This window comes from Nitrospira sp. (assembly GCA_024998565.1).
In the GTDB taxonomy this organism is placed as follows: Bacteria; Nitrospirota; Nitrospiria; order Nitrospirales; family Nitrospiraceae; genus Nitrospira_A.
On the sequence record JACOEM010000002.1, the window covers coordinates 189,401 to 211,482 of the forward strand.

General features: G+C 60.0%; 18 protein-coding genes. 11 read left to right on the forward strand and 7 right to left on the reverse strand.

Annotated elements, in window-relative coordinates:
* Position 1 precedes the first annotated feature (1 nt).
* From H8K11_04615 to galU, 7 genes are all read right to left on the reverse strand, one after another.
* The gene (locus H8K11_04615) at positions 2-442 is read right to left on the reverse strand and encodes a response regulator (protein ID MCS6263018.1); all 441 of its coding nucleotides are present in this window, start codon (positions 440-442) and stop codon (positions 2-4) included.
* On the reverse strand, positions 439-3,192 hold the full coding sequence (locus tag H8K11_04620; protein MCS6263019.1) for a PAS domain S-box protein: 2,754 nt from the start codon (positions 3,190-3,192) through the stop codon (positions 439-441). The genes H8K11_04615 and H8K11_04620 overlap by 4 nt, the downstream gene beginning before the upstream one ends.
* A 219-nt stretch (positions 3,193-3,411) precedes the next feature.
* Positions 3,412-4,833: an HD domain-containing protein gene (locus tag H8K11_04625; protein MCS6263020.1), complete on the reverse strand. Its 1,422-nt coding sequence runs from the start codon at positions 4,831-4,833 to the stop codon at positions 3,412-3,414.
* A 21-nt stretch (positions 4,834-4,854) separates the two neighbouring features.
* The gene (locus tag H8K11_04630) at positions 4,855-5,334 is read right to left on the reverse strand and encodes a DUF2062 domain-containing protein (protein MCS6263021.1); all 480 of its coding nucleotides are present in this window, start codon (positions 5,332-5,334) and stop codon (positions 4,855-4,857) included.
* A gap of 23 nt (positions 5,335-5,357) precedes the next feature.
* Positions 5,358-6,407, reverse strand: a complete 1,050-nt coding sequence (gene thiL, locus H8K11_04635) for a thiamine-phosphate kinase (GenBank protein MCS6263022.1) — start codon at positions 6,405-6,407, stop codon at positions 5,358-5,360.
* A 1-nt stretch (position 6,408) separates the two neighbouring features.
* Complete coding sequence (gene lon / locus H8K11_04640; protein MCS6263023.1) at positions 6,409-8,904, reverse strand: endopeptidase La; 2,496 nt, start codon at positions 8,902-8,904, stop codon at positions 6,409-6,411.
* A gap of 86 nt (positions 8,905-8,990) precedes the next feature.
* Complete coding sequence (galU, locus tag H8K11_04645; protein MCS6263024.1) at positions 8,991-9,932, reverse strand: UTP--glucose-1-phosphate uridylyltransferase GalU; 942 nt, start codon at positions 9,930-9,932, stop codon at positions 8,991-8,993.
* A gap of 316 nt (positions 9,933-10,248) precedes the next feature.
* Here galU and bamA point away from each other — a divergent pair, with 316 nt between their 5' ends.
* From bamA to H8K11_04700, 11 genes are all read left to right on the forward strand, one after another.
* On the forward strand, positions 10,249-12,573 hold the full coding sequence (gene bamA / locus H8K11_04650) for an outer membrane protein assembly factor BamA (protein ID MCS6263025.1): 2,325 nt from the start codon (positions 10,249-10,251) through the stop codon (positions 12,571-12,573).
* A gap of 38 nt (positions 12,574-12,611) precedes the next feature.
* On the forward strand, positions 12,612-13,187 hold the full coding sequence (locus H8K11_04655) for an OmpH family outer membrane protein (protein ID MCS6263026.1): 576 nt from the start codon (positions 12,612-12,614) through the stop codon (positions 13,185-13,187).
* An 11-nt stretch (positions 13,188-13,198) separates the two neighbouring features.
* A complete protein-coding gene (locus H8K11_04660; GenBank protein ID MCS6263027.1) occupies positions 13,199-13,735 on the forward strand; it encodes an OmpH family outer membrane protein in 537 nt (178 codons plus the stop codon).
* Positions 13,736-13,777: 42 nt separating this feature from the next.
* Positions 13,778-14,233, forward strand: a complete 456-nt coding sequence (fabZ, locus tag H8K11_04665) for a 3-hydroxyacyl-ACP dehydratase FabZ (protein ID MCS6263028.1) — start codon at positions 13,778-13,780, stop codon at positions 14,231-14,233.
* A 69-nt stretch (positions 14,234-14,302) separates the two neighbouring features.
* Entirely contained in the window at positions 14,303-15,112 is an 810-nt protein-coding gene (gene lpxA, locus H8K11_04670; GenBank protein MCS6263029.1) for an acyl-ACP--UDP-N-acetylglucosamine O-acyltransferase, read from the forward strand.
* A 3-nt stretch (positions 15,113-15,115) separates the two neighbouring features.
* Positions 15,116-15,958: a UDP-2,3-diacylglucosamine diphosphatase LpxI gene (lpxI, locus tag H8K11_04675; protein MCS6263030.1), complete on the forward strand. Its 843-nt coding sequence runs from the start codon at positions 15,116-15,118 to the stop codon at positions 15,956-15,958.
* A 122-nt stretch (positions 15,959-16,080) separates the two neighbouring features.
* Entirely contained in the window at positions 16,081-17,070 is a 990-nt protein-coding gene (locus tag H8K11_04680; GenBank protein ID MCS6263031.1) for a Gfo/Idh/MocA family oxidoreductase, read from the forward strand.
* Between the two features lie 39 nt (positions 17,071-17,109).
* Positions 17,110-18,243 carry a lipid-A-disaccharide synthase gene (lpxB, locus tag H8K11_04685; protein MCS6263032.1) on the forward strand — a complete coding sequence of 378 codons (1,134 nt, stop codon included), beginning with the start codon at positions 17,110-17,112 and terminating at the stop codon, positions 18,241-18,243.
* Positions 18,231-19,976: a lipid A export permease/ATP-binding protein MsbA gene (msbA, locus tag H8K11_04690; GenBank protein MCS6263033.1), complete on the forward strand. Its 1,746-nt coding sequence runs from the start codon at positions 18,231-18,233 to the stop codon at positions 19,974-19,976. Before lpxB ends, msbA begins: the two co-directional genes overlap by 13 nt.
* A 31-nt stretch (positions 19,977-20,007) precedes the next feature.
* Positions 20,008-20,670, forward strand: coding sequence for a lysophospholipid acyltransferase family protein (locus H8K11_04695; GenBank protein MCS6263034.1), 663 nt, complete (start codon positions 20,008-20,010; stop codon positions 20,668-20,670).
* A 49-nt stretch (positions 20,671-20,719) separates the two neighbouring features.
* Positions 20,720-22,075 (forward strand): 3-deoxy-D-manno-octulosonic acid transferase, encoded by a 1,356-nt coding sequence (locus H8K11_04700; protein ID MCS6263035.1) that lies wholly within the window; start codon positions 20,720-20,722, stop codon positions 22,073-22,075.
* Positions 22,076-22,082: the final 7 nt, after the last annotated feature.

Below are 22,082 nucleotides of genomic sequence, written 5' to 3' on the forward strand. Positions count from 1 at the left end.
GTCACCTCTTCAGCGTCGGGACTCGCGAGACCAGCGTCCAATAGAGTTCGAACTCTTTCACGACCGACAGGAACCTGCTGAAGGTGACAGGCTTTCGAATGTACGAGCAGGCGCCCTGTTCAAACGACCGCACGATATCCTCCTCGCGCTCACTGACGGTCAGCATGACGACCGGGAGCGGACGAAATCGGGGGTCGGACTTAATTTCAATCAGCACCTCGAGTCCGGTTTTCTTCGGCATGTTGATATCGAGGAGCACCAGGCCGGGGAACGGGCATTGGCTGAAAGGACCTTCACCCCGCAAATAGGCCAGCGCTTCTTCGCCGTCCCGCACGACGGCCACTCGATTGGCCATGTTCACGGTCTCGAAGGCTTCCCTGATCAACAAGATGTCGTCTTCGTTGTCTTCTGCGATGAGAATATCAAAGGGCCGCATGGTCATCGTTGCACCTTCCTCGGACTAGACTGGTTGACGCCAAATGTGATGAAAAATTCTGATCCGCCGCCTTCGCGGGGTTCCACCCAGGCACGGCCGCCGTGTCGTTCGGCTACTTGCCGAACGATGGCCAGTCCTGCGCCGGTCCCCTCTATCTCGCGTCCGACAGCCCGTCGGAAGAGTTCGAATATCCGATCGCGTTGCTCAGGCGCCACCCCAGGGCCACGATCCCGCACGACCAGGCCGATGAGTTCGGTTCCTTCAAGATCCATCCCGGAATGGGGGGCAATCTCAATGTCAGGAGGTTGCCCGGCGGACGAAAATTTGAGCGCATTCGCGATCAGATTATAGATGCCCTGGACGGCCCAGGTGGTATTGACTCGCAGGCGAGGAAGGGGGGACCGAATCGTGATGCTGGCGCCGGTTTCTTTGATGCGCTTCTCCAGCCGGCGTAGGACTTCGTGCACCAGCCGTTCCGCGTCGATGTCGTCGACGGGCGGATCCATGCGCTGCGCGCGGGAGAGATCCAGAATATCTGTGAGCAGTTGATCGAGGCGTTGCGTAGCTCGAACGATGCGCCGCAGAAAATCCTGGCCTTTCACATCGAGCCGGTTGGCATAACGTTCCTGGATGAGGACAGAAAAACTTTCAATAGCCCGTAGCGGTTCCTTTAGATCGTGGGAGGTCACGTACAGGAGCGTTTCAAGATCCTTGTTCTTCTTGAGGATCATGGTCTCGGACTGGCGCAGCTGAGTGATATCCCGGTTGGTTTCCAGGACAAGGCTCCGGCCGTTGGTTTTGAGCAATCCCCAGCGGCTGGCCACGAGCACGTCCCGCCCGTCTTTCGTGCGATGGTGAATCTCGCCGGTCCATTCTCCGGTCTGTTCCAATTCCGCCTGGATTGTGCTGAGGGGAGCGGGTAGGCGACTCTGCAGCAGAAGATTGCTGCTGTGCCCCAAGGCTTCCGATCGAGTGTAGCCGTACAGTTGTTCACACCCGCGATTCCATTCCACGATGCCCTGGTCGAGCTCCCAGGCGAAAATCGGTTCGTACGACAATTCGATCAGCCTGCGTTGCTGGGTCATCATCTCTTCAGTCTGCTTTCGCGCCGTGATGTCGCGAGCGATGGTGGAAACGGTGGTGACGAGGCCGTTGGCATCCATGATGGGGGACACGGTTAAGGACACCTGGATACAACTGCCGCCCTTCCGTTTTCGTATGGTTTCGTACTGTTGCACACGGGTTCCTGTTTTGATCAGTTCGATCAGCGAGGTTTCTTCGAGCTGACGGTCCGGCGGAATGAGACAAAAAATCGATTGACCGATGATTTCCTCCCCGGAATATCCGAACATCAGCTCGGCGCTCTTGTTCCAGGTCAGAATGCGCCCGTCGAGCGATTTGCTGATGACGGCATCGGAAGAGGATTCCACAATAGCAGCGAGCCTGGCCTGGACCTCCTGGCCCTGCTTACGATCATGCGTATCGGTGTAGGTTCCCACCCACTTCAGGACGCGGCCGTCCCGGTTCAGGATCGGCACCGCATGGGCATGGAACCAGCGGTAGACACCGTCCGCCCGCTTAAAACGCAGTTCAGCGTCGAGGGGTTGGATACGATCCACTGCATCGCGCCATTGTTCGGTGATTCTCGGGCGGTCTTCGGGGTGGACGTGCTGGAGACATCCGCTGCTGAAGGGCTCGTCTGCGGACCGTCCCGTATAATTCATCCACTGCGGGCTGAGATAGTCGCAGGTGCCGTCAGGAAGGCACGTCCAGATCGGCAGAGGAAGCGATTCGACCAGTTCACGAAACCGGCTTTCGCTGGCGATCAACGCCTGATGAATCTGGTTGCGGTGCGCCAATTCCTGCTCGAGACGCTGATTGGTGTCCTCAAGCGCGGCGGTCCGTTCTTTGACGAGGGTCTCCAGCGTCTGATGACTCTGTCGAAGGTCCGCATCGGCTTTTCGGCGTTCCGTGATGTCGACGAGGGTGGAGCGGCTGGCGATGAACCGGCCGTCGGGATCCTTGATGGCCGTGGCGCTCAGCAGAATCGGCAGCAGGGTACCGTCTTTGCGACGGACCTCGAATTCGAGATCCCGTACGACTCCTCTCTCGATGAAACGTGGGAATTGTTGACGAAACAGTTCGACAGACTCGGGGGTGAGAAGGTCTTGGAAGCGCATGATTCCGATGACCTCGTCTTTACGATAGCCCAACCAGTCGAGTTCTGTTTGGTTGATGCCGACGAACAGGCCTTGTGAGTTCAGTGAATGGTATCCGCAGGGCGCATGGTCGTAGAGATCCTGCACATCCTGCGCGTTTTTCAGCAGCAGGTTTTCTTTCAATTGCAGGGCCTTGTGTTCCGCGTCCAGAGCGGCCGTCCGGATGAGGCGTTCCGTCGCCCCCCGGTACTGGACGATCAGATGGGCGATGACTGCAAACATGCCCAATGCCGCGGCGCGATTCAGGAGAGGCATCCATGAGGGCATGCTGGTCATAGGGCCGGACAGGGCCAGACACACCAATGTGAGGATGGCGCATACTCCCGCCGTGAGGTAGGGAATCCATGCGACAGGAGACTGGTACGTGAGGATCAACGGGATGAGGTAGAGAACCCAGACAGGAACACCGAGGGGCGTCACCGCGTCGAGGAAGAAGATGATTCCGATTGAGACGGCAATGAGGCTAAGAATAGCCCCTCCACGAGGGAATAGATCACTCGTGCTTGACTCGGGCGCCTCGTTCTCGGCTATAGCCACATCGCTCCTCTACAGGAGTCCTGAATCTCATAAGGAGCCAGTATGACAAGAGGCTATCGCAATCGACGCTACTATGCACCTAATTACCTCATGCGAGTAGAGTCAATCCGACCTAGGCATTTACCTAGGTGCGGTATCTGCGTATAAGAAGACTGCCGGATTCTCGGAGGATGACCGTACGGGCACCGGCCGGAAGTCTTCCCGGAACCAGGACGGGGCCTAGAAATTCGTTTCCATGCTCGACGGGGTCTTATTCAGCACGGTTGCCGCGGCGCGGGAGAGGGCCGCGTCTTGATCGTGGTCGAGGGCGTAGATGCGGAATTGCACGAGGCGGGTGGGGAGCAGATCCAAAAACTCTTCCAGCGGTTCAGTTGAGACACCTTTCGTGCCGGGATCGAAGACGAGCAGGGGGATGCCGCGCGTATCCTTGGGATCCGGGCGCGGATCGAGCGGGGCCATGTCGACGCGAAACGGCAATGTCTGCAATTTTGCCGGCAACGCCTTCTGAATCTGCTGCTGGAATTGCTGGTGGCTGGGGAAATCCATGCCTCGCTCGATGCCCTTCTCCTTGAGCACCGTGCTGTAGGCCATTTTCCACTTCACGTCGCGCCCCAGGATATGCGCCCACTCCTGATGTAAACGACGCAGGCTGCTTTGGCCGGCTTTCTTCCATCGTCTGACGTCCTCCAACAATGACCAGTCGGTCAAGGTCAGATATTCATCCATGTGCTTGGCCGGGTTGGACGGGAACAACAGTTTCATCGTGTCCCCGAAAATGTCGCGCAGATGAATGTCGATGGCGCGGGTCGTGCGGTGATAATACACGTTCGAGTACAGATACATTCTGGTGTTCAAAAACATCTGCAGGGCCGGCAGCCCCGTCTTATGAATCGTGAAGCCCTTGTCGGTGACGATGGTGTAGTGAATCAAGCGGGTCAGGTCCACCGGCCCCACCGCGACGCCGCACATGTAGGCGTCGCGCAGCACGTAATCGAGATTGTCGGCTGTGTAGCTGCCTGAAATGACCGGCTGGAGCATATTGATCCAGCGCGGAATGCGGGAGTTATCTTTGCCTTTCTCCTTCAGGATCACATGCGCAATGTGATCCGGATTCAACTCTTCTCCGCGATCGAACGGGCCCGACGGACTACGGCGGATTTTTTTGATGAGGGGGCCCAGGTGCTCGCGCACAATGATCTGGCCGAGCTTTTCATGCGTGAGACCGAAACCATGCAAAAAGTTGTCGTCGAAGAAATGGCAGAACGGACCATGTCCGATGTCATGCACCAGCGCCGTAATGCGGAGGAATTCCTCGACGAAGGCCGCCGAGGGAACGTCGGGGACCGCCTTCTTCAAGAAGGGATAGAGATGGCGCGCAAAGCGGCCTGCCACATGCATCGTCCCGAGTGAATGCACGAATCGCGTATGTTCCGCCGAGGGGTAGACCCAGCGCGCGCTTTGGAGCTGGTAAATGTAGCGCAGTCGCTGCACCCATGGAGAATCGATCAGATCTTTTTCCGTGCGTTCCGAGGGATCCGGCGTCGCGTACGGTACCGTGAACGACACATATTCGTGAATCGGATCGGCAATGAGAGCTGATCCGTCGTAGGGTGCGGGGGGATGTGCAGTTGGTAGCTTCATGGGGTCTACTGAGGAGTGATCTTAGCGCAGGCCTGACGAAGGGGGCAACGGTTGATGACCGTCCGCCGGGTTTGTGCTCCGGTGTTTGGAGAGCAAGAGATAGGCGAGCGGATAGGCCAACAGGCCGCCCGCAATACTCAGGACCATCCCGCCGACGAAGAACGGCCAGGCGTAAGGCATGACCTGGTGATAAATCCCCATGAAAGACAAATCGCTCCAGTCGAAGGACGGAAAATCATGCACTCCCAATAGGGTGGCGCCGGTCCAATAGGTGCCTCCGAGGATGGGAATCAGCGTCCAGGGGTTGTTGAGGAATGCGCCGGCCAGCAGCGCCACCACGTTCAGTCCAAATGCCCAGGCGCAGAACCCCACCATCACCATATGGAGACCATAGGCCGGGGAAAAGCCGATGAAGACGCCGATGGCAAAGGCCAGCGCCGTCCGGTGCGGTGTTTCATCGAGATGGAGAACTTGGCGAAACAACGAGCGTACGTCTGCCATCGATGTCCTTATCCCGGAGACCGCTAAGAGGGCCGCAGAAAATGTTCGTAACTGGTGACCGGCAGCGGTTGCGTGGTTCCTGCTTCGGTCCGTAAGCGCAGACCGAGCCGCTTGGGTGTGATCGAGCCGATACAGGTGAAGCAAAAATCGGTGTTCGCCGCCAGCCGTTCGAATTGTTCTTGCTTGCGGCGCGGAACGGTGAACAGAAGCTCATAGTCTTCACCGCCCTGTAACCCGACCTGCTGAGGATCACGGCCGCAAGTCGAGGCATAGGCCAGGCAGGCCGGAGAAATCGGGAGTGAGCCGGCAAGCACTTCCGCTCCGACGCCGCTCTCTTCGCAGAGGTGTCGAAGGTCACCGGTCAGACCATCGGACAGGTCGATCGCCGCACCCGCGAGTCCATGTTTCACCAGCCATCGGCCTTCCGCAATGCGGGCGGACGGCCGGTGGTGACGCGCGAGCAGAAAGCGGGCGTGTGCGGGACGTAGTTTTGCCGCTCCGATGCGGGCCGCAGCTGTCAGGAGGTCCAGCCCTGCGCGGGAGTCGCCGAGTGTGCCGGTCACGTACAGCCGGTCGCCGACGCGGGCGCCGCTGCGCAGGAGCGCGCGTCGAGGTTGTACGGTTCCGGTGAGCGTGATGCTGAGAAACAGGCCGGACTTGGAGGCGGACGTGTCTCCGCCGACCAGGCAGACCCGATAGGGATCGGCGGCTTGCATCATGCCGCGATACAGCCGCTGAATCTGTGCTGTCGAACAGGTCGGCGGAATCGCAATGGCGACCAGCATGAAGCGGGGGGTTCCACCCATCGCGGCGATATCGCTCAGGTTGGCGATGGCCGCTCGATATCCAATGTCTTCAAAGGAGGATGTGCCGGGATCGAAGTGGACACCTTCCGCCAGGAGGTCCGTGGTGATGAGTGTCCATTCGTCGGACGAGGTTTTGAGAATGGCCGTGTCATCGCCGATCCCTTTGAACACCTGCCGGTCCGGTCGGGCGGCCTGCGCGTGCAGGAGCCGGATCAGGCCGAACTCGCTACCGACAGGGTTGGTCCGGCGGGATCGGCCTGACGGCATATCAGAGAATCAACGATGGTGAAGCCGTCGGAAGGTGGAGCCTTTTCCGGGGCGAGCCGGTCGTCCGCTTGGATGTGATCGCGCGCGCTGATTTCTTGACCGGAGTCTTCGGAGCTGATGCGCGCGGTTTGCCGGACGATGGTCGTCGCAGGGCCGCCTTGATGACATCGTCGACCGTATCGACGAAGATCATCTCGATGCCCTTGAGGATATGTTTGGGAATTTCCTCCAGGTCCTTCTTGTTGCGCTTCGGTAGGACGACGGTCGAGAGTTTTGCCCGTTTGGCCGCGAGGATTTTTTCCTTCAGGCCTCCGATCGGCAGCACGCGCCCGCGCAAGGTGATTTCGCCGGTCATCGCGAGATCGCGCCGTACGGGGATCTTGGCCAGCGCCGAGGCGATGGCCGTGGCCATGGTAATGCCGGCCGACGGTCCGTCTTTCGGTGTGGCGCCGGCCGGCACGTGAATGTGAATGTCGTTCTTGGCGAAGATGTCGGGGCTGATGCCCAGGGTCTTTTCTCTCGAGCGAACATAACTCAGGGCCGCCTGCGCGGATTCTTTCATGACGTCGCCGAGATGCCCGGTGAGGGTGAGTTGCCCCTTGCCCTTCATGACGGTCGCTTCGATGTACAGCACGTCGCCGCCGCTTTCCGTCCAGGCAAGGCCTGTGGCGACGCCGATTTCGTCTTTTTCAAGTTCCGCCTCCGGAACGAACTTCGCCACACCCAGAAACTTGTTCAAATTGGTCTGGTCGATGATCTGACACTCGGATTTGCCCTCGGCGACCTTCTTGGCTACTTTCCGCATGAGGTTGGCGATTTCCCGTTCGAGGTTCCGGACTCCGGCCTCGCGCGTATAGTGCGAGATGATGTGGCGGATGGCCGGCTCGTTCACGCGGATATGTTTTTCGGTAATGCCGTGCTCGTTCATCTGTCTGGGAATTAAGTACTTCTGCGCGATCCCGAGCTTCTCTTCTTCCGTATATCCCGGGATGTCGATGACTTCCATGCGATCCCGTAACGCGGGCAGAATCGGATCCATGAGGTTGGCCGTCGTGACGAACATGACTTCGGTCAGGTCGAAGGGCACTCCGAGATAGTGATCGGTGAAGGTGCTGTTTTGTTCGGGATCCAGCACTTCCAGCAGCGCGGCCGAAGGATCGCCGCGGAAATCCATCCCGACTTTGTCGACCTCGTCGAGCATGAACACGGGATTGTTCGTGCCGGCCTGTTTCATGCCCTGGATAATCCGTCCCGGCAGTGCGCCGACGTAGGTCCGGCGATGCCCTCGGATTTCAGCCTCGTCGCGGACTCCGCCCAGACTGATCCGGACGAACTCGCGGCCGAGTGCGCGGGCGATGGATTTGCCGAGCGAGGTTTTGCCGACGCCGGGCGGTCCCACGAAACAAAGGATGGGCCCCTTCATTTTCTCTTTGAGCTTGCGCACGGCGAGGTATTCGACGATGCGTTCTTTCACCTTTTCCAAGTCGTAGTGGTCCTCGTTCAGGACCTTCATCGCGGCTTTCAGGTCGAGATTGTCTTTCGATTTCTTATTCCACGGGAGCTCGACCATCCATTCCAGATAGGTCCGGACCGTGGCCGATTCCGCCGTGTCCGGATGCATTTTTTCCAGCCGCTTGAGCTGCTTTTCGGTTTCCTTGAGGACCTTCTCGGGCATTTTGGCGTCTTTGATGCGCTTGCGGAATTCCGCCACTTCCTCCGCCCGTTCGTCCAACTCGCCGAGTTCTTTCTGGATGGCTTTCAGCTGTTCGCGCAAGAAGTATTCGCGCTGGGTCTTGTCCATCTCCCCTTTGGCTTGCGCCTGGATCTTCTGCTGCATGGAGAGGACATCGATTTCCTTGGACAGGATTTCGCTGATCTGGCGCAGCCGTTGAATCGGGTCCACGATCTCCAGGACGGCCTGCGTGATGTCGACCTTCAGTCCGAGATTGGAGGCCACCATGTCGGCGAGCCGGCCGGGGTCTTCCAGATTTTCGATGACCACCATCACGTCGGGAATCAGCACCTTGCCGAGGCTGACGATCTTCTCGATCTGCTCCTTGACCGTGCGCATGACGGCCTCGGTCTCCAGCGTGGATCCGGCCTGCTTCGTCTCAACGAGTTTCTCGATGCGGACCGAATAGTAGGGGTCGTTTTGGATGTATTCTTCGATCCGTCCCTTGGCGAGTCCCTGGACTAAAATCTTAATCCGTTCGTCGGGCAGCTTGAGCATCCGCATGATGATGCCCACGGTGCCGACGGTATGAATGTCGTCCGGTTGCGGGTTTTCCACATCCAGGGATTTCTGAGTGGCGAGGAACAACATGCGGTTGCCCGCGAGCGCGGCTTCGATCGCCTTGATCGACATCTCGCGTCCGACAAACAGCGGGAGCACCATGTAGGGAAACACGACGATATCCCGGACGGGCAGCAGGGGCAGCTGGTCCGGCGGTTCGAGGTTCTGGTTGCTTGAGAAGTCTTGTTCTACTGCTTCAGCCATGAGGCTCCAGTCTGCTGCTGTAGGGTCTCAGTAATGGTGACGTGCTGTGGCACGGTTCGGGTGACGGTAGTCCGTCATGCCCGGGGCTAGTTGGTGGTGCGTGTTCGACCTTGGCCGGATCGGCTTGGGCCGCGGCGACGTATGTCGGCGGCGGTCGGTCGGAGTCGTTGTTGCAGGAACTCGCCGAACGCAGGTCCCAAGGACGGGTTCTTGAGCGCCAATTCCACGGTGGCAATGAGGAATCCGAGTTTGTCGCCCGCATCGTGCCGCTGTCCCTCGATTTCGTGGGCGAACATCGGGGTGTGCTTGACGAGTTGCCGCAAGGCGTCGGTCAGCTGGATTTCTCCGTTCTTACCCGGAGGCGTCTTGCGGAGGATCGGGAAGATCTCCGGCGGCAGGACATACCGGCCGATGACGGCGAGATTCGACGGTGCATCGGCGGGGGCCGGTTTTTCGACCAGATCGTCGACCCGGTGCAGACCCTTGCCGAGGCCTCGGGCCGAGATGATGCCGTATCGGCTTACCTCCTGGGGCGGAACTTCCTGCACGCCCAGGACGGCGCCTTTGCGTTGCTTGTAAATATGAATGAGCTGGGCGAGGCCGGGGACCGCCGCGTCGATGATTTCATCGCCCAAGATGACGGCGAACGGCTCATCGCCGATCAGGTGCTGGGCGCAGAGCACGGCGTGCCCGAGGCCCATGGCTTCCGGCTGGCGGACATAACAGAAGTTGGCCAGATTCGAAATGTGCCGCATCTGGTTGAGCACCTGCCCCTTGCCGCTGCCCTTGAGATTTTCTTCCAGTTCCAGGGAACGGTCGAAGTGGTCTTCGATCGCGCGCTTGCCGCGACCCGTGATGACGATGATGTCTTCGATACCGGATGCGACGGCTTCTTCCACGACGTATTGAATCAGCGGTTTGTCGACCAGCGGCAGCATCTCTTTGGGAGAGGCTTTGGTGGCGGGGAGGAAGCGAGTGCCCAGTCCGGCAGCGGGAATAATAGCTTTACGTACATCTGTTCTTGTCATAGGGGGATAGTATGTGATGGGGTAAGTGAAGTCAAGATTTCCTCCGGTCTTTTAGGCGCGGCGCATGCGTCGTTGCGCGGGGAAACTCCTTTACATTGAAAAATGTGGTCAATATAATCCGAGAGTTTTTCTGCACAAGTGCGGTGGTGCTGCAACGAAAGCGGCGCATCGGTGATGGTAACGACAACAGTTCGTGAGTGCCTGCGCAAGGCCGGTCGGCCCGGCGCACGAGCCGCGACACGGAACGCGGTGGTTTCCTATCTCGAACTTCAGGACAACCAGTGCTTGCATTCCCAGGTGGTACGGAAGGATTGCGGTGACCAAGTCGGGAGGCAGGCGGTGGGTGCCGATTCTTATTCTCGCGCTGGTGGCCTTCTACGCGTTCGGTGTAGAGGCGCCTTTGTACGCTCAGGACGGTGTGCCGACGGTCACGTCGGTCACCATTCGCGGGCAGAAGCGCATTGAACTCCAGGCGATCGAGGGGCGTCTCACGCTCAAGGCCAACGATCGTTTCACGGCCGACGCGCTCCGCGAGCAGGTCAAGATTCTGTACGGCACCGGCTACTTTGAAGACGTACAAGTGGAGACGGAACCGGCCGCGGGAGGTGTGTCCGTCGGGTTTGTCGTTCGGGAAAAGCCCTTCATTACGGAGATCGTGTTTGACGGCAACGAGGAATTGAGCGACGACAAGCTCAAGGAAAAGATCACGATCAAAAGCCAGACGTTCCTCGATCAGCAGCAGGCCAAGGAGAGCGCGGAAAAAATCCGGCTCGCCTATCAAGAGGACGGCTATTACAACTGTCAGGTCATTCCCGTCATCCAGGCGGTGGACGAGGACCGGAAACGGTTGACCTACTTTATCAAGGAAGGCACCAAGGCCAAAGTCCTCCATATCAATTTCGAGGGCATGCGGGCCGTGACCAAGGAAGAAGTCTTTAAGGTGACGGCGACACGGGAATGGATTCCCTGGTATGGACTCATCACGCAGTTGAAGGTGCCGTCCCTGCTGTCCGATGCCGGCGTGCTGAAACGCGAGGAACTGGGCAACGATATCGAGCGCATGCGGGAAGTCTATTTGAACAAGGGCTATCTGAACGTGCAGATCAGCCAGCCGACGCTGGAACTGAGCCAGGACAAGAAGTGGTTCGAAATCAACTATTCGATCGTTGAGGGCGAGCCGTTCATCGTGCAGGAAGTCGGATTTCGCGGGAACACGGTGTTCGAGGATCATGAATTACGCGAAGGCCTGAACATCAGACCGGGCGAAATTTTTCAGCGGGCCAAGATCCGGGGAGAAATCACCCGGATCACGGATCTGTACGGCGCGAAGGGGTATGTGTTCGCCGACGTCGTGCCGAACGTGACGCCCGACAACAATTCGCGCACGGCCACGATTCTCCTCAATGTGAAAGAGGGGGAAATGATGCGGATCCGCGAGATCCACGTCAACGGCAACGATAAGACCCGCGACAATGTGGTGCGTCGCGAACTGCGGTTGGATGAGCAGGATGTGGTCGACACCCTGGCGTTGAAACGCAGTTTCCAGCGATTGAACAATCTCAATTTTTTCGAGACCGTCGAAATTCTGCCGCAGCAGGTCGATGTGGACAAGGTCGACCTCAATGTGAAAGTGAAGGAGAAGCCCACCGGCCAGTTCAGCATCGGCGGTGGATTCAGCACATTGGACAAGCTGGTGGCGATTGCGGATATCACCGAAGGAAATCTCGGCGGGAACGGCTGGTTGGGTCGAATCCGCGGGCAATTGGGCCAGCAACGATCGTTGGGATTGGTGACGTTCCGCAACCCCTACGTAAACGATTCGTACAATGCCCTGCAGCTGGATATTTATCGGTCGATGACCAACTACATTTCCTACTTCGAGTCGAAATCGGGTGTCAGCGCGACCTGGAGCCGATGGTTGTCGGAGTATGTGAACGGGAGTATCAGTCTGTTCGGCGAGCAACTCAAGTACAGCGATCCCGAGCCAGGGCTGTGCCCGGATTTCATTCCGCTCATCTGCGGTCAGCTCGGGACGCAATCGTCGACGGGTTTTCGTACCTCGATTTTTCGCGACACGCGCGACTATTACCTGGATCCGCGCACCGGCTGGCGCTTCAGTCTCGGGGTCGACTACGGGACGCCTGCGCTGGGCGGCAGCAATCACTTTTTCAAGTATTATGCGGACGTGATCAAGTATACGCCGTTGATCTACGATACGCGGTTCTCGGTGCACGTTCGGTACGGCTCGACGGAGGGGATCGGGGGCCGGCCCATTCCCCTCACCGAGCGGTTCTTCGTCGGCGGTATCAACACCATGCGCGGATTCGTGTTCGGGCGGGCGGGGCCTGTGACGCCGAACGGATCCCTCTTGGGGTCCGCGAAGGAACTCATTTTCAACAACGATTTTATCTTCACGATTTCGTCCGAAGCGAAGTTGAACGGCGTGTTCTTCTTCGATTACGGAAATGGGTTCGACGATAACGAACCGGTGCAGTTTAACAAACTGCGGAGCGCGGCCGGGTTCGAAGCCAGGTGGATTTCTCCGTTCGGCCCCTTGCGGGCGGCCTACGGAATCAACCTGGATCCCCGGCCGACGGAGCGAATGGGTGTGTTCGAGTTTACGATCGGGTCGTTGTTCTGATATCTCCCGAGTGGGTGTCTGAGAAAGGAATCGCCGGAATGGGGGGACCAGTGAGTTGCAGCGGATCGAGGGGAGCCGGTCGGGCCGGGATGTGCCTGGCGCTCCTGACCCTGTCGTTGCTGGTCGGCGGATGCCGGTCGAATCATTCGACGGTGCCGACGGCAACGCGTATCGGCGTGGTGGATCCCCAGCGGGTGTTGAGCGACACCAATGCCGGGAAGAAGGCGAAGGACATGCTGGCGTCTTTCGCCAAGAACCGGCAGGCCTTGATCGAGTTGGAGGAAAAAGAGTTGCGGCGGATGGAAGAAGACTTCATGAAGCAGGGCAGTGTGTTGAGCGCCAATGCCAAGCGCGAGCGGGAAGAGCAATTCCGTCGCCGCATGTCGGAGTACCAGCAGAAGGTTACCGACCTGAATCGCGAAGTGCAGGATAAGCAGAAAGAGGTGCTGGACGGATTCCGCGAAAAAATTGAAACCTTGTCGGGTCGAGTGGCCAAACGGTTGGAACTCCAGGCCGTGTTCGATCGCGGCCGCGGCGGGCCCACGCTGTACTTCGACGAGGCGGTGGATGTGTCGTCGCAGGTGATCGAAGAATTCAATAAAACGTATCCATGATGAGGGAGCCCATGAACGTACGTACTTGGATCGTAGCGGGTGCGGTGCCGGTGGTGTTGGCGTGGCTGGCGCAGCCTGTGCAGGCAGCCGACCGCATCAAGGTCGCGATGATGGACCAGCAACAGGTCGTCGAGCGGAGCGTGGCCGGAAAACGCGCCCTGGAAGATCTCAAAAGTTATTCGACGACGCGCCAGAAGATCATCGATTCCGACGACCAGGAATTGAAGGAGCTTGAAAAGGCGCTCCAGGACAGCGCGCTCACCGAAGAGGTTCGCAAGGAAAAGCAGGAACAATTCAGGGCGAAGCTGGAGGCCTACCAGCGCCGGATTCAGGACTTCAACCGTGAGGTGCAGGAGAAGCAGAAAGGCATGGTCCTTGATTTTGCGCAGCGCATCCATGCCGCGGTCTCCGCGGTGGCTCAGAAGGAAGGGTATACCGCCGTCATCGACCGGGGCAGTGAGTCCACCATTAAGATCGTCGTGTACGGCCATCCGTCGGTCGACCTGACGGAGCAGATCGTCAAGGAGTTCGACCGGCAAAACAAATAGCCGGGACGTGTAATCGTCTACGCAACACAGGAGGCGGGGCTGATGTCAGTGATGGACAATGTTGAGATTCAATCGATCCTTCCCCACCGGTATCCGTTCTTGCTGGTCGATCGCATTCACGAACTCGATCCGGACCGCCGGATCGTCGGCATTAAGAATGTGACGATCAACGAACCGTTTTTTCAGGGGCATTTCCCCGGTCGTCCGGTCATGCCCGGGGTGTTGATCCTTGAGGCTCTGGCCCAGGTCGGCGGGGTATTGGCCTTCAAGTCGCTCGGGCCGGTCGGCCGACCGGTCGTGTATTTGACCGGCATCGACGGGGCGAAGTTCCGGAAGCCGGTGGTCCCGGGTGACATTCTCCGCTTGGAAGTGGATGTGCTGAAGAAACGCGCGCCGTTCTGGAAGATGCAAGGCAGGGCCTTTGTCGAGTCCGAGCTGGTGTGCGAAGCGGAAGTCACGGCCATGGTGACGGATGAGAAGGCGGCCGGGGGCAAGTAACCGAAGACCGTGTATCGGCCGGCAGCCCGGCGTTGAACAGCATAGCAGTCGATGGTGAGGAGGTCTTGAGTGAACATACATCCGACCGCGGTGGTCCATCCCAAAGCGGTGCTCGCAGACGATGTGGAAGTGGGCGCCTATTCCGTCGTCGGTGAACACGTCCGGATCGGCGCAGGTACTCGCGTATTGTCCCACGTGTGCATCGATGGGTGGACCGACATCGGAGAGCGGTGCGAATTACATCCTTTTGTCTCGGTCGGCGGACCGCCTCAACATATGCAGTACAAGGGCGAGCCGACCAAAGTCGTGATCGGTCACGACAATATTCTGCGAGAGTACGTCACGGTCAACCGGGCGACGGTGCAAGGCGGAGGAGTCACCAGTATCGGCGACTCCAACTTCCTGATGGCGTATGTCCATGTCGCGCATGATTGCCACCTGGGTAATCATCTCATTCTCGCGAATGCGGCGAGTTTGGCCGGCCATATCACGATCGGCGATCACGCCATCATCGGCGGCCTCTCGGGCATCCACCAGTTCGTGCGGATCGGCGCCTATGCGATGGTCGGCGGCTGCTGCGCCCTCGGCCAGGACCTGCCGCCGTTCATGCGGGCCGCCGGCGGGTATCGCGCCCGGATGTACGGGCTGAACTCCATCGGTCTGCGACGGCATGGTTTCTCCTCCGAGCGCATCGCGGCGCTCAAGAAGTCCTACGAAGTCCTGTTTCGTTCCGGGCACCGGGTGGCGGAGGCCGTTAAGCTGGCGCGTGAGAGCTTCAGTGCCAGCCCGGATGTCATGCAGGTGGCCGCGTTTATGGAAGGGACCAAGCGAGGGATCTGCCGGTCGGTCGGCAAGGAACAAGAGGGCGAAGAGGAGTAGCACGTGGCGAAGCAAGTGGCCGAGCAGAGACACGCATCCGATGGGCAGCGGATCGGGCTGATTGCGGGCAACGGCCGGTTTCCGATCATTTTTGCCGACAATGCGAAGCGGCTCGGATATTCCGTATCCGCGGTGGCGCATGAGGGGGAAACCGACCCGGAACTCGCTCGGCACGTCGATCACATCCACTGGATCAAGATCGGCCAGTTCGGCAAGTTGATCGAGGTGCTCAAGGGTGACGGTGTGCAGCGCGCAGTCATGCTGGGCGGCATCAAGAAGACGCACGTCTTTTCCACGGTCCGGCCGGACTTTCGCGCCTTGGCGCTGGCCGCCAAATTGATTCATCTCAAGGACGACGACATCCTTCGCCGGGTGGCCGAGGAGATCGAACAGGAAGGTATTCAGATCTGTGAATCCACCTTCGGTCTGGAGGGGATCCTTGTCGAAGAAGGCACGTTGACGAGGCGCGAGCCGAGCAAAAAGGAATGGGAAGACATCCGGTACGGTTGGGATGTCGGGAAACAGATCGGAGCGCTGGATATCGGCCAGTGCGTCGTGGTGAAGGATCGGGTGATTGTGGCCGTCGAAGCCGTGGAAGGAACCGATGGCGCCATCCGCCGGGGCGGTGAACTGGCGCATGGCGGCGCCGTGGTGGTGAAACGGTGCAAGCCCCAGCAGGACCTCAGGTTCGATCTTCCTGCTGTCGGTCCGCGCACCATCGAGGTGATGGAGTCCGTGAAGGCGTCGGTCCTGGCGTTGGAAGCGGGACGCGGGATTCTCCTGGACCGTGACGAAACGATCGCGAAGGCGAACCGTGCCGGCATCGCGATTATCGGAATGACGTAACCGGCTGTGGAAACACTCGATTTGTGCACCCTACGCAGCGATCAGCGCCCGTAACGTGTCAGGTTGAATAGAATACGCAGGATGCGAAGAAAGGCTTTCCGGATGAGACAGGATCGGGCGCGATGAAACAGCTTCGAGCCGGCGTGATCGGCGTCGGTCACCTGGGGCAGCACCATGCCCGCCACTATGCGACCCTCCCCGGCGCAACGTTGGTCGGTGTGTGCGATGCCTCGCCGACCCGCGCCAAGTTGATCGCCGATCGGCACGGTGTCCAGTTCTGGGCGAACCTCGACGACCTGCTGAAGCACGTCGATATCGTCAGTGTGGCCGCTCCCACCTCTGCGCATTTTTCCGCCACCAAAGCCTGTCTGGAAGCGGGCAAGCACGTGCTGGTCGAAAAACCGATCGCCGTGACCTCGGCGGAAGCCCGTGAACTGGTCGAACTGGCCGCGCGCCGCGGGTGCCTGTTACAGGTCGGACATAGCGAGCGGTTCAATCCGATCATGCAGCGCATGCGCCCCTTCATCGAACGTCCGGCCTTTATCGAATGTCACCGGCTGAGTGCCTTCGGCGAACGGGGGACCGACGTGGATGTCGTGCTGGATCTGATGATTCACGATCTGGATCTGGTGTTGTCGTTCAACCCGGGGCCGGTCGAAGAGGTGCGGGCGGCCGGGGTACCGGTGCTCTCGTCGAACATCGATATCGCCAATGCCCGCATTGCCTTTGCGAGCGGCTGTGTTGCGAACGTGACGGCGAGCCGCGTCTCGACCAACAAGATGCGCCGGTTGCGTGTCTTCCAGCGCGACCGTTACGTCTCGATCGATTTTCAAACCCGTCAGGCTGTCGTGTCCCGTCGCGTGCAGGCGGCCGGCGCCAAGCCGACCATCGATGTCGAATCCTATCAGGCCGGAGATGAGGAGCCGTTGCGGCTCGAGTTGGACTCATTCATTCACGCGGTGAATACCGGGACCCGTCCCGTCGTGTCCGGTGAAGACGGGGAAGCGGCGCTGAATCTGGCGACCCTGGTCCTGGAAGCCATCGGCCGGTTTACGCAACGCCATTCGGCGGATGAGGCTGCGGCGGTGGCCTTCGGCCGGGAGAATGTGTAACGGGATGACCTTTGTGCCGATCTGCACGAGACGAGCAGCATGCCGCGCATCTTAATCGTCACCGGAGAAGCGTCCGGCGATCTCCATGGGGCTCACTTGGTCAAGGCGCTCAAGGAGCTGTCTCCGGATCTTCAGATCGTGGGTGTCGGCGGCGCGTCGATGCGGGCGGCAGGCGCCGAATTGGTGAAGGATATCCCCCAGCTGGACGTGATGGGGCTCATCGGCCTCTCTGCGGTCAAAACGATGCTACAGCGGATTTCGCGTATCCGGACGCTGATCAAGGGTGAACGCTGGGATCTCGTCGTGTTGATCGACAACCCAGGCCTCAATTTTCATTTTGCGCGAGTGGCCAGGGCCTGCGGTCTCAAGGTGCTCTACTACATCGCGCCGCAAGTGTGGGCCTGGCGGCGCGGGCGGATGCGCTGGATTCAGCAGCGCGTCGATCATGTGCTCGCGATTCTGCCGTTCGAGGAACCGCTCTACAAAAAGGCCGGCGTGCGGTGTACGTTTGTCGGCAATCCGCTGCTCGACGAAGTCGCGCCGTCGTACGATCGGCAGGCCTTGCGCCGGCAGTTCGGATTGTCGGATGCGGGCCCGGTGATCGGCCTGTTCCCGGGCAGTCGAAAAGGCGAACTGCTCGAGCATATTCCGCTGCTTTTGGAGACGGTGAAGCGCCTTGCCGAGCGGCATCCGTCCATACAGTTCATCCTGGCCCAGGCGTCATCGATTCAGGACCAGTTCCTTGCGGATCTTTTAAAAGAGAGCCCGGTTCCCATTCGGGTCTTTCACAATCAGGCCAGTGAAGTCATGGCGGCCTCGGACCTGCTGGTCGTCAAGTCGGGTACGTCCACCTTGCAGGCTGCGGTGGTGGGAACGCCCATGATTTTGTTCTATCGAGCCTCTTCCTGGCTCACCTACCGGTTGGCGCGTCTCCTGATTCGGGTGCCCTGGATCGGTCTCGCGAATCTGGTCGCCGGACGGGGGATCGTGCCGGAACTGATTCACGATGAGGCGACGCCGGAGCGGCTCGTACAGGAAACCGAACGGCTGCTGGCGGATACCCGGGCCTATGAAGACATGAAGGCCGCGCTCTTATTGGTCCGCCAGGCGTTGGGCACACCCGGCGCGTCTCGTCGTGCCGCAGAAGCCGTCTTGGCCGAGTGTCGGGCATGAAACAGTATCTTCGCTTACTTACATATCTGAATCCCTACCGGTTTCGACTGGGGGCGGCGTTTCTCTGCGCGCTGCTCGTAGCCGGACTCTCCGCCGCCTATGCCTGGCTGGTGCGCCCGGTCCTCGACGGCCTGTTCATCAGCAAGGATGAAAGCCTGCTGCTCGTGCTTCCCATCGCGATTCTGGCGGTGGCGGTGCTCAAGGGTGTGTTCAACTACGGACAGAACTATCTGATGAACTATGTCGGGAACCAGGTCATCGGCGACATCCGAGAGCAGCTCTTTTCAAAACTTGTTCGACTGCCGGTCCATTTTCACGACACGAATACGTCGGGCCGGTTGGTCTCGCGGGTCATTAACGATGTGAACCAAATGGCCAACGCCGTGGCCGGGGTGCTGAAAGATCTGTTTCAGCAGGGGCTGACGTTTTTGGCCATGATCGGCGTGATTATTTACCAGAACTGGAAACTGGCGGCGGTGTCGATGATCGTGGTGCCGCTTTCCGTGGTGACCATGGCGAGAATGGGAAAACGGTTGAGGAATCTGGCGACGCGCGGCCAGGAACGTATGGGCGACATGGCTTCGACGCTGCAGGAAACGCTGGCCGGCATCCGCATGGTGAAATCGTTCGGCCGGGAAGAGGAAGAGGCCAAGCGATTTCGTTTGAGCAACGACGCCTTCATCCATACCACGATGAAAGCCATTCAGGTCTCCTCGCTCGGTTCCTCCCATATGGAGGTCATCGGTGTGCTCGGGGTTGCGGGAATCATCTGGTACGGCGGATATCTGGTCATCCACGATGAGATGACTCCCGGCGCCTTCTTCTCGTTCCTGGCAGCCATGTTCATGGCCTACACGCCGATCAGACGATTGTCCGGCGCGAACAACACGGTTCAGCAGGCGCTGGCGGCCGCAGAGCGGGTGTTCGATGTGCTGGATTTGCCGACGGAGCAGGAGGCCAACGGCGGCCGGACTGAGCTGCCGTCCATTTCCAGTTCTCTCGAATTCAGGCAGGTGGCGTTCCAGTACGAAGGCCAGAGCGAGCCTGCGCTGAGCGGTATCGATCTGACGATCCGGGCGGGCGAGATCATCGCCTTTGTGGGCAGCAGCGGGAGTGGAAAGACCACGCTGGTGAGCCTGTTGCCGAGGTTCTACGATCCGACCGGCGGGCAGATTCTGATCGACGGGGTGGACCTGCAGACCTGCAGTTTGCGGTCGGTGCGCGGGCAGATCGGCATCGTCTCGCAGGAAGTTGTGCTGTTCGACGATACGGTGCGCAACAATATCGGTTATGGGCGGCAGGGAGCCACGCCCGACGATGTGATGCGAGCGGCCCAGCTGGCCTATGCGCATGAGTTCATTGTCCGGATGCCGGCCGGGTATGATACGTTGATCGGAGAGCGCGGGCTCAAGCTCTCCGGTGGCGAGCGGCAGCGCCTGGCGATCGCGCGGGCGATCCTCCGCGACCCGCCCATCCTGATTCTGGATGAAGCGACTTCGGCGTTGGACACCCAATCGGAGCGCATCGTGCAGATGGCCCTGACCAATCTGATGCATAACCGAACGACCCTGGTCGTGGCGCACCGGCTGTCGACCATTCAGAATGCCAGCCGCATCGTGGTGTTGGACCGGGGCAGGGTGGCGGAAGTCGGCTCGCACGAAGAGCTCCTGCGGAAGGGCGGCATGTACAAGCGCCTGCATGCGATGCAGTTTGCCGATGCGATCTCGGAGTAGGGACACAGGCGAAGGCGGGGTTGGGAGTTCAATGACAACTGATCGATCAGCGCCGGCTCCTCAGCCGCAGCCGTTGCAGAAGCGGATCGTCAATGCGCTCAAGGTCGCGGTAGTGCCGCCCGTCGGCTACCAGATCATTCAGATGCTGCGACGCACGATGACCTGGCGGACCGAAGGATCTGAGCATGTAAACCGCTTGTTCGCAGAAGAGAAGCGGGTGATTCTGGCCTTCTGGCATGCTCAACAACTGATGATGCCGCTGGCCATTCCGGGACTCGAAGCCCATGTGTTGATCAGTCAGCATCGCGACGGCGAACTGATCCGCCGCATCGTGGCCCGGTTCGGGTTGGACGCCGTTCGCGGGTCCAGCACGAGGGGCGGCGCCGAAGCGTTTCGACAGCTGATTCGCCTTGGGCGGTCAGGCGGCAATCTCGTGTTGACGCCGGACGGACCGAAGGGGCCGCGGCAAGTTGCCAAGGTGGGTGTGGTGCAGTTGGCGCGCGCCACCGGCCTGCCGATTATCCCGATGGCCTTCGGCTGCTCAAAAAAAAACTCTTCGCGAGCTGGGACCGGTTCATCATGCCCTATCCGTTCTCGCGGGGCCTGTTTCTCCTGGGGCCGCCGATCAGCGTGCCGCCCGACGCCTCGGCCGACGACCTCGAGCGTGTCCGCCGGGAGTTGGAAGAGACGCTGAACCGCATGACGATCGAGGCCGATGAGGCCGTCCTGCGGGCTGGTCCGTAATGTGGTATCTGCTCTACAATAGTCTTCTGCTCCTGGTCTCCCCGATTATCCTGTTCGTCTTATTGGCCAAGCAGCGTTGCCGTCGCGGGTTGCCTCAGCGGCTGGGACTGCAGGCGGAGCCGCCCGCCCCTGAGCCTGACGACAGGTCGGGTTGTATCTGGATTCACGCCGTGTCGTTAGGCGAGGTGGTGGCGGTGGCGCCGCTCGTGCGGGATTTGCGTCGGCGGTACCCTGAGATGAGGTTGGTCGTTTCGACCGTAACCGAAACCGGGCGTGAAGCGGTGGAGCAGCGGCTGGAGGGCGTGGCCGAGCACCGGTACGCGCCGCTCGATTTTCCCTGGGTCGTCAATCAGGCCATCGACCGTCTCAAACCGAGTCTCTATATTTTCGTCGAGACGGAACTCTGGCCGAATATCCTGCGGAGCTTGCGGCGGCGCAATGTGCCGTCGATTATGGTCAACGGACGATTGTCCACCCGCTCTTTCGAGCGGCAACGTCTGCCGGTCATCCGTGATTTCTACCGGACCATGCTGAACATGATCAGCTGTTGCCTCATGCAATCGGAGCGGGACGCGCAGCGTATGATCGAGTTAGGGGCCGAGCCGTCACGGGTCCGATGCACCGGCAACATCAAGTTCGATCAACCGGTTCCCCAGGCCGGGGCCAGCGGCACGGCCCTGTCGAAGGCGGCGCTCGGGCTGACCGACCGGGAACTGTTGCTGGTGGCCGGGAGCACACATCCCGGCGAGGAAGACGCGATCGTCAATGCCTATCGGATCCTGAGTCCCGAGTTCCCCGAGCTCCGCTTGGTCCTGGCCCCTCGCCATATCGAACGGGCGACGCAGGTGGAGCAGATGATCCACGCGAAAGGCCTCACGGTGAGTCGGCGGAGCACGGGTGGCCTAGCCCCGATGGCGGGCACTGGCGCGCGGGTGCTCGTCCTGGACACGCGAGGGGAATTGGCCCTGCTGTATCGAGACGCGGTGGTGGCCTTTGTCGGGGGTACTCTGGCGCCGGTAGGCGGACATAATCTCTTGGAGCCGGCGGTCTGGGGGAAACCGGTGCTGTTCGGGCCGCATACCGACCATTGTGCCGAAGTGGCGGCGCTTCTCATGAATGCGCAGGGAGGACGGGTGGTGCAGGACGAACAGGAGCTTGCGCAAGGCCTTCGAGCACTCCTTCGCGATCCCGCCGCCTTGCAGCGCATGGGGCAGGCGGCGCAGCGGGTCGTGGCGGACAACCAGGGCGCGCTCCAACGCAGCGCGGAGATCATCGCGACGTTTCTGCCGGGCCGAGCAGCATCGAAGGACGCGCGAGTTGAACAGAGGCAAGAGCTGTCGAGTCGGCAATCGTAATGGCGGC

What these genes read in the sequence shown, in the direction of transcription:
- H8K11_04615 (MCS6263018.1), bottom strand. Translation starts at nt 442, where the DNA reads ATGACCATGCGGCCCTTTGATATTCTCATCGCAGAAGACAACGAAGAC.
- H8K11_04625 (MCS6263020.1), bottom strand. Translation starts at nt 4,833, where the DNA reads ATGAAGCTACCAACTGCACATCCCCCCGCACCCTACGACGGATCAGCT.
- H8K11_04630 (MCS6263021.1), bottom strand. Translation starts at nt 5,334, where the DNA reads ATGGCAGACGTACGCTCGTTGTTTCGCCAAGTTCTCCATCTCGATGAA.
- thiL (MCS6263022.1), bottom strand. Translation starts at nt 6,407, where the DNA reads ATGCCGTCAGGCCGATCCCGCCGGACCAACCCTGTCGGTAGCGAGTTC.
- lon (MCS6263023.1), bottom strand. Translation starts at nt 8,904, where the DNA reads ATGGCTGAAGCAGTAGAACAAGACTTCTCAAGCAACCAGAACCTCGAA.
- galU (MCS6263024.1), bottom strand. Translation starts at nt 9,932, where the DNA reads ATGACAAGAACAGATGTACGTAAAGCTATTATTCCCGCTGCCGGACTG.
- H8K11_04655 (MCS6263026.1), top strand. Translation starts at nt 12,612, where the DNA reads ATGGGGGGACCAGTGAGTTGCAGCGGATCGAGGGGAGCCGGTCGGGCC.
- H8K11_04660 (MCS6263027.1), top strand. Translation starts at nt 13,199, where the DNA reads ATGAACGTACGTACTTGGATCGTAGCGGGTGCGGTGCCGGTGGTGTTG.
- fabZ (MCS6263028.1), top strand. Translation starts at nt 13,778, where the DNA reads ATGTCAGTGATGGACAATGTTGAGATTCAATCGATCCTTCCCCACCGG.
- H8K11_04680 (MCS6263031.1), top strand. Translation starts at nt 16,081, where the DNA reads ATGAAACAGCTTCGAGCCGGCGTGATCGGCGTCGGTCACCTGGGGCAG.
- lpxB (MCS6263032.1), top strand. Translation starts at nt 17,110, where the DNA reads ATGCCGCGCATCTTAATCGTCACCGGAGAAGCGTCCGGCGATCTCCAT.
- H8K11_04695 (MCS6263034.1), top strand. Translation starts at nt 20,008, where the DNA reads ATGACAACTGATCGATCAGCGCCGGCTCCTCAGCCGCAGCCGTTGCAG.
- H8K11_04700 (MCS6263035.1), top strand. Translation starts at nt 20,720, where the DNA reads ATGTGGTATCTGCTCTACAATAGTCTTCTGCTCCTGGTCTCCCCGATT.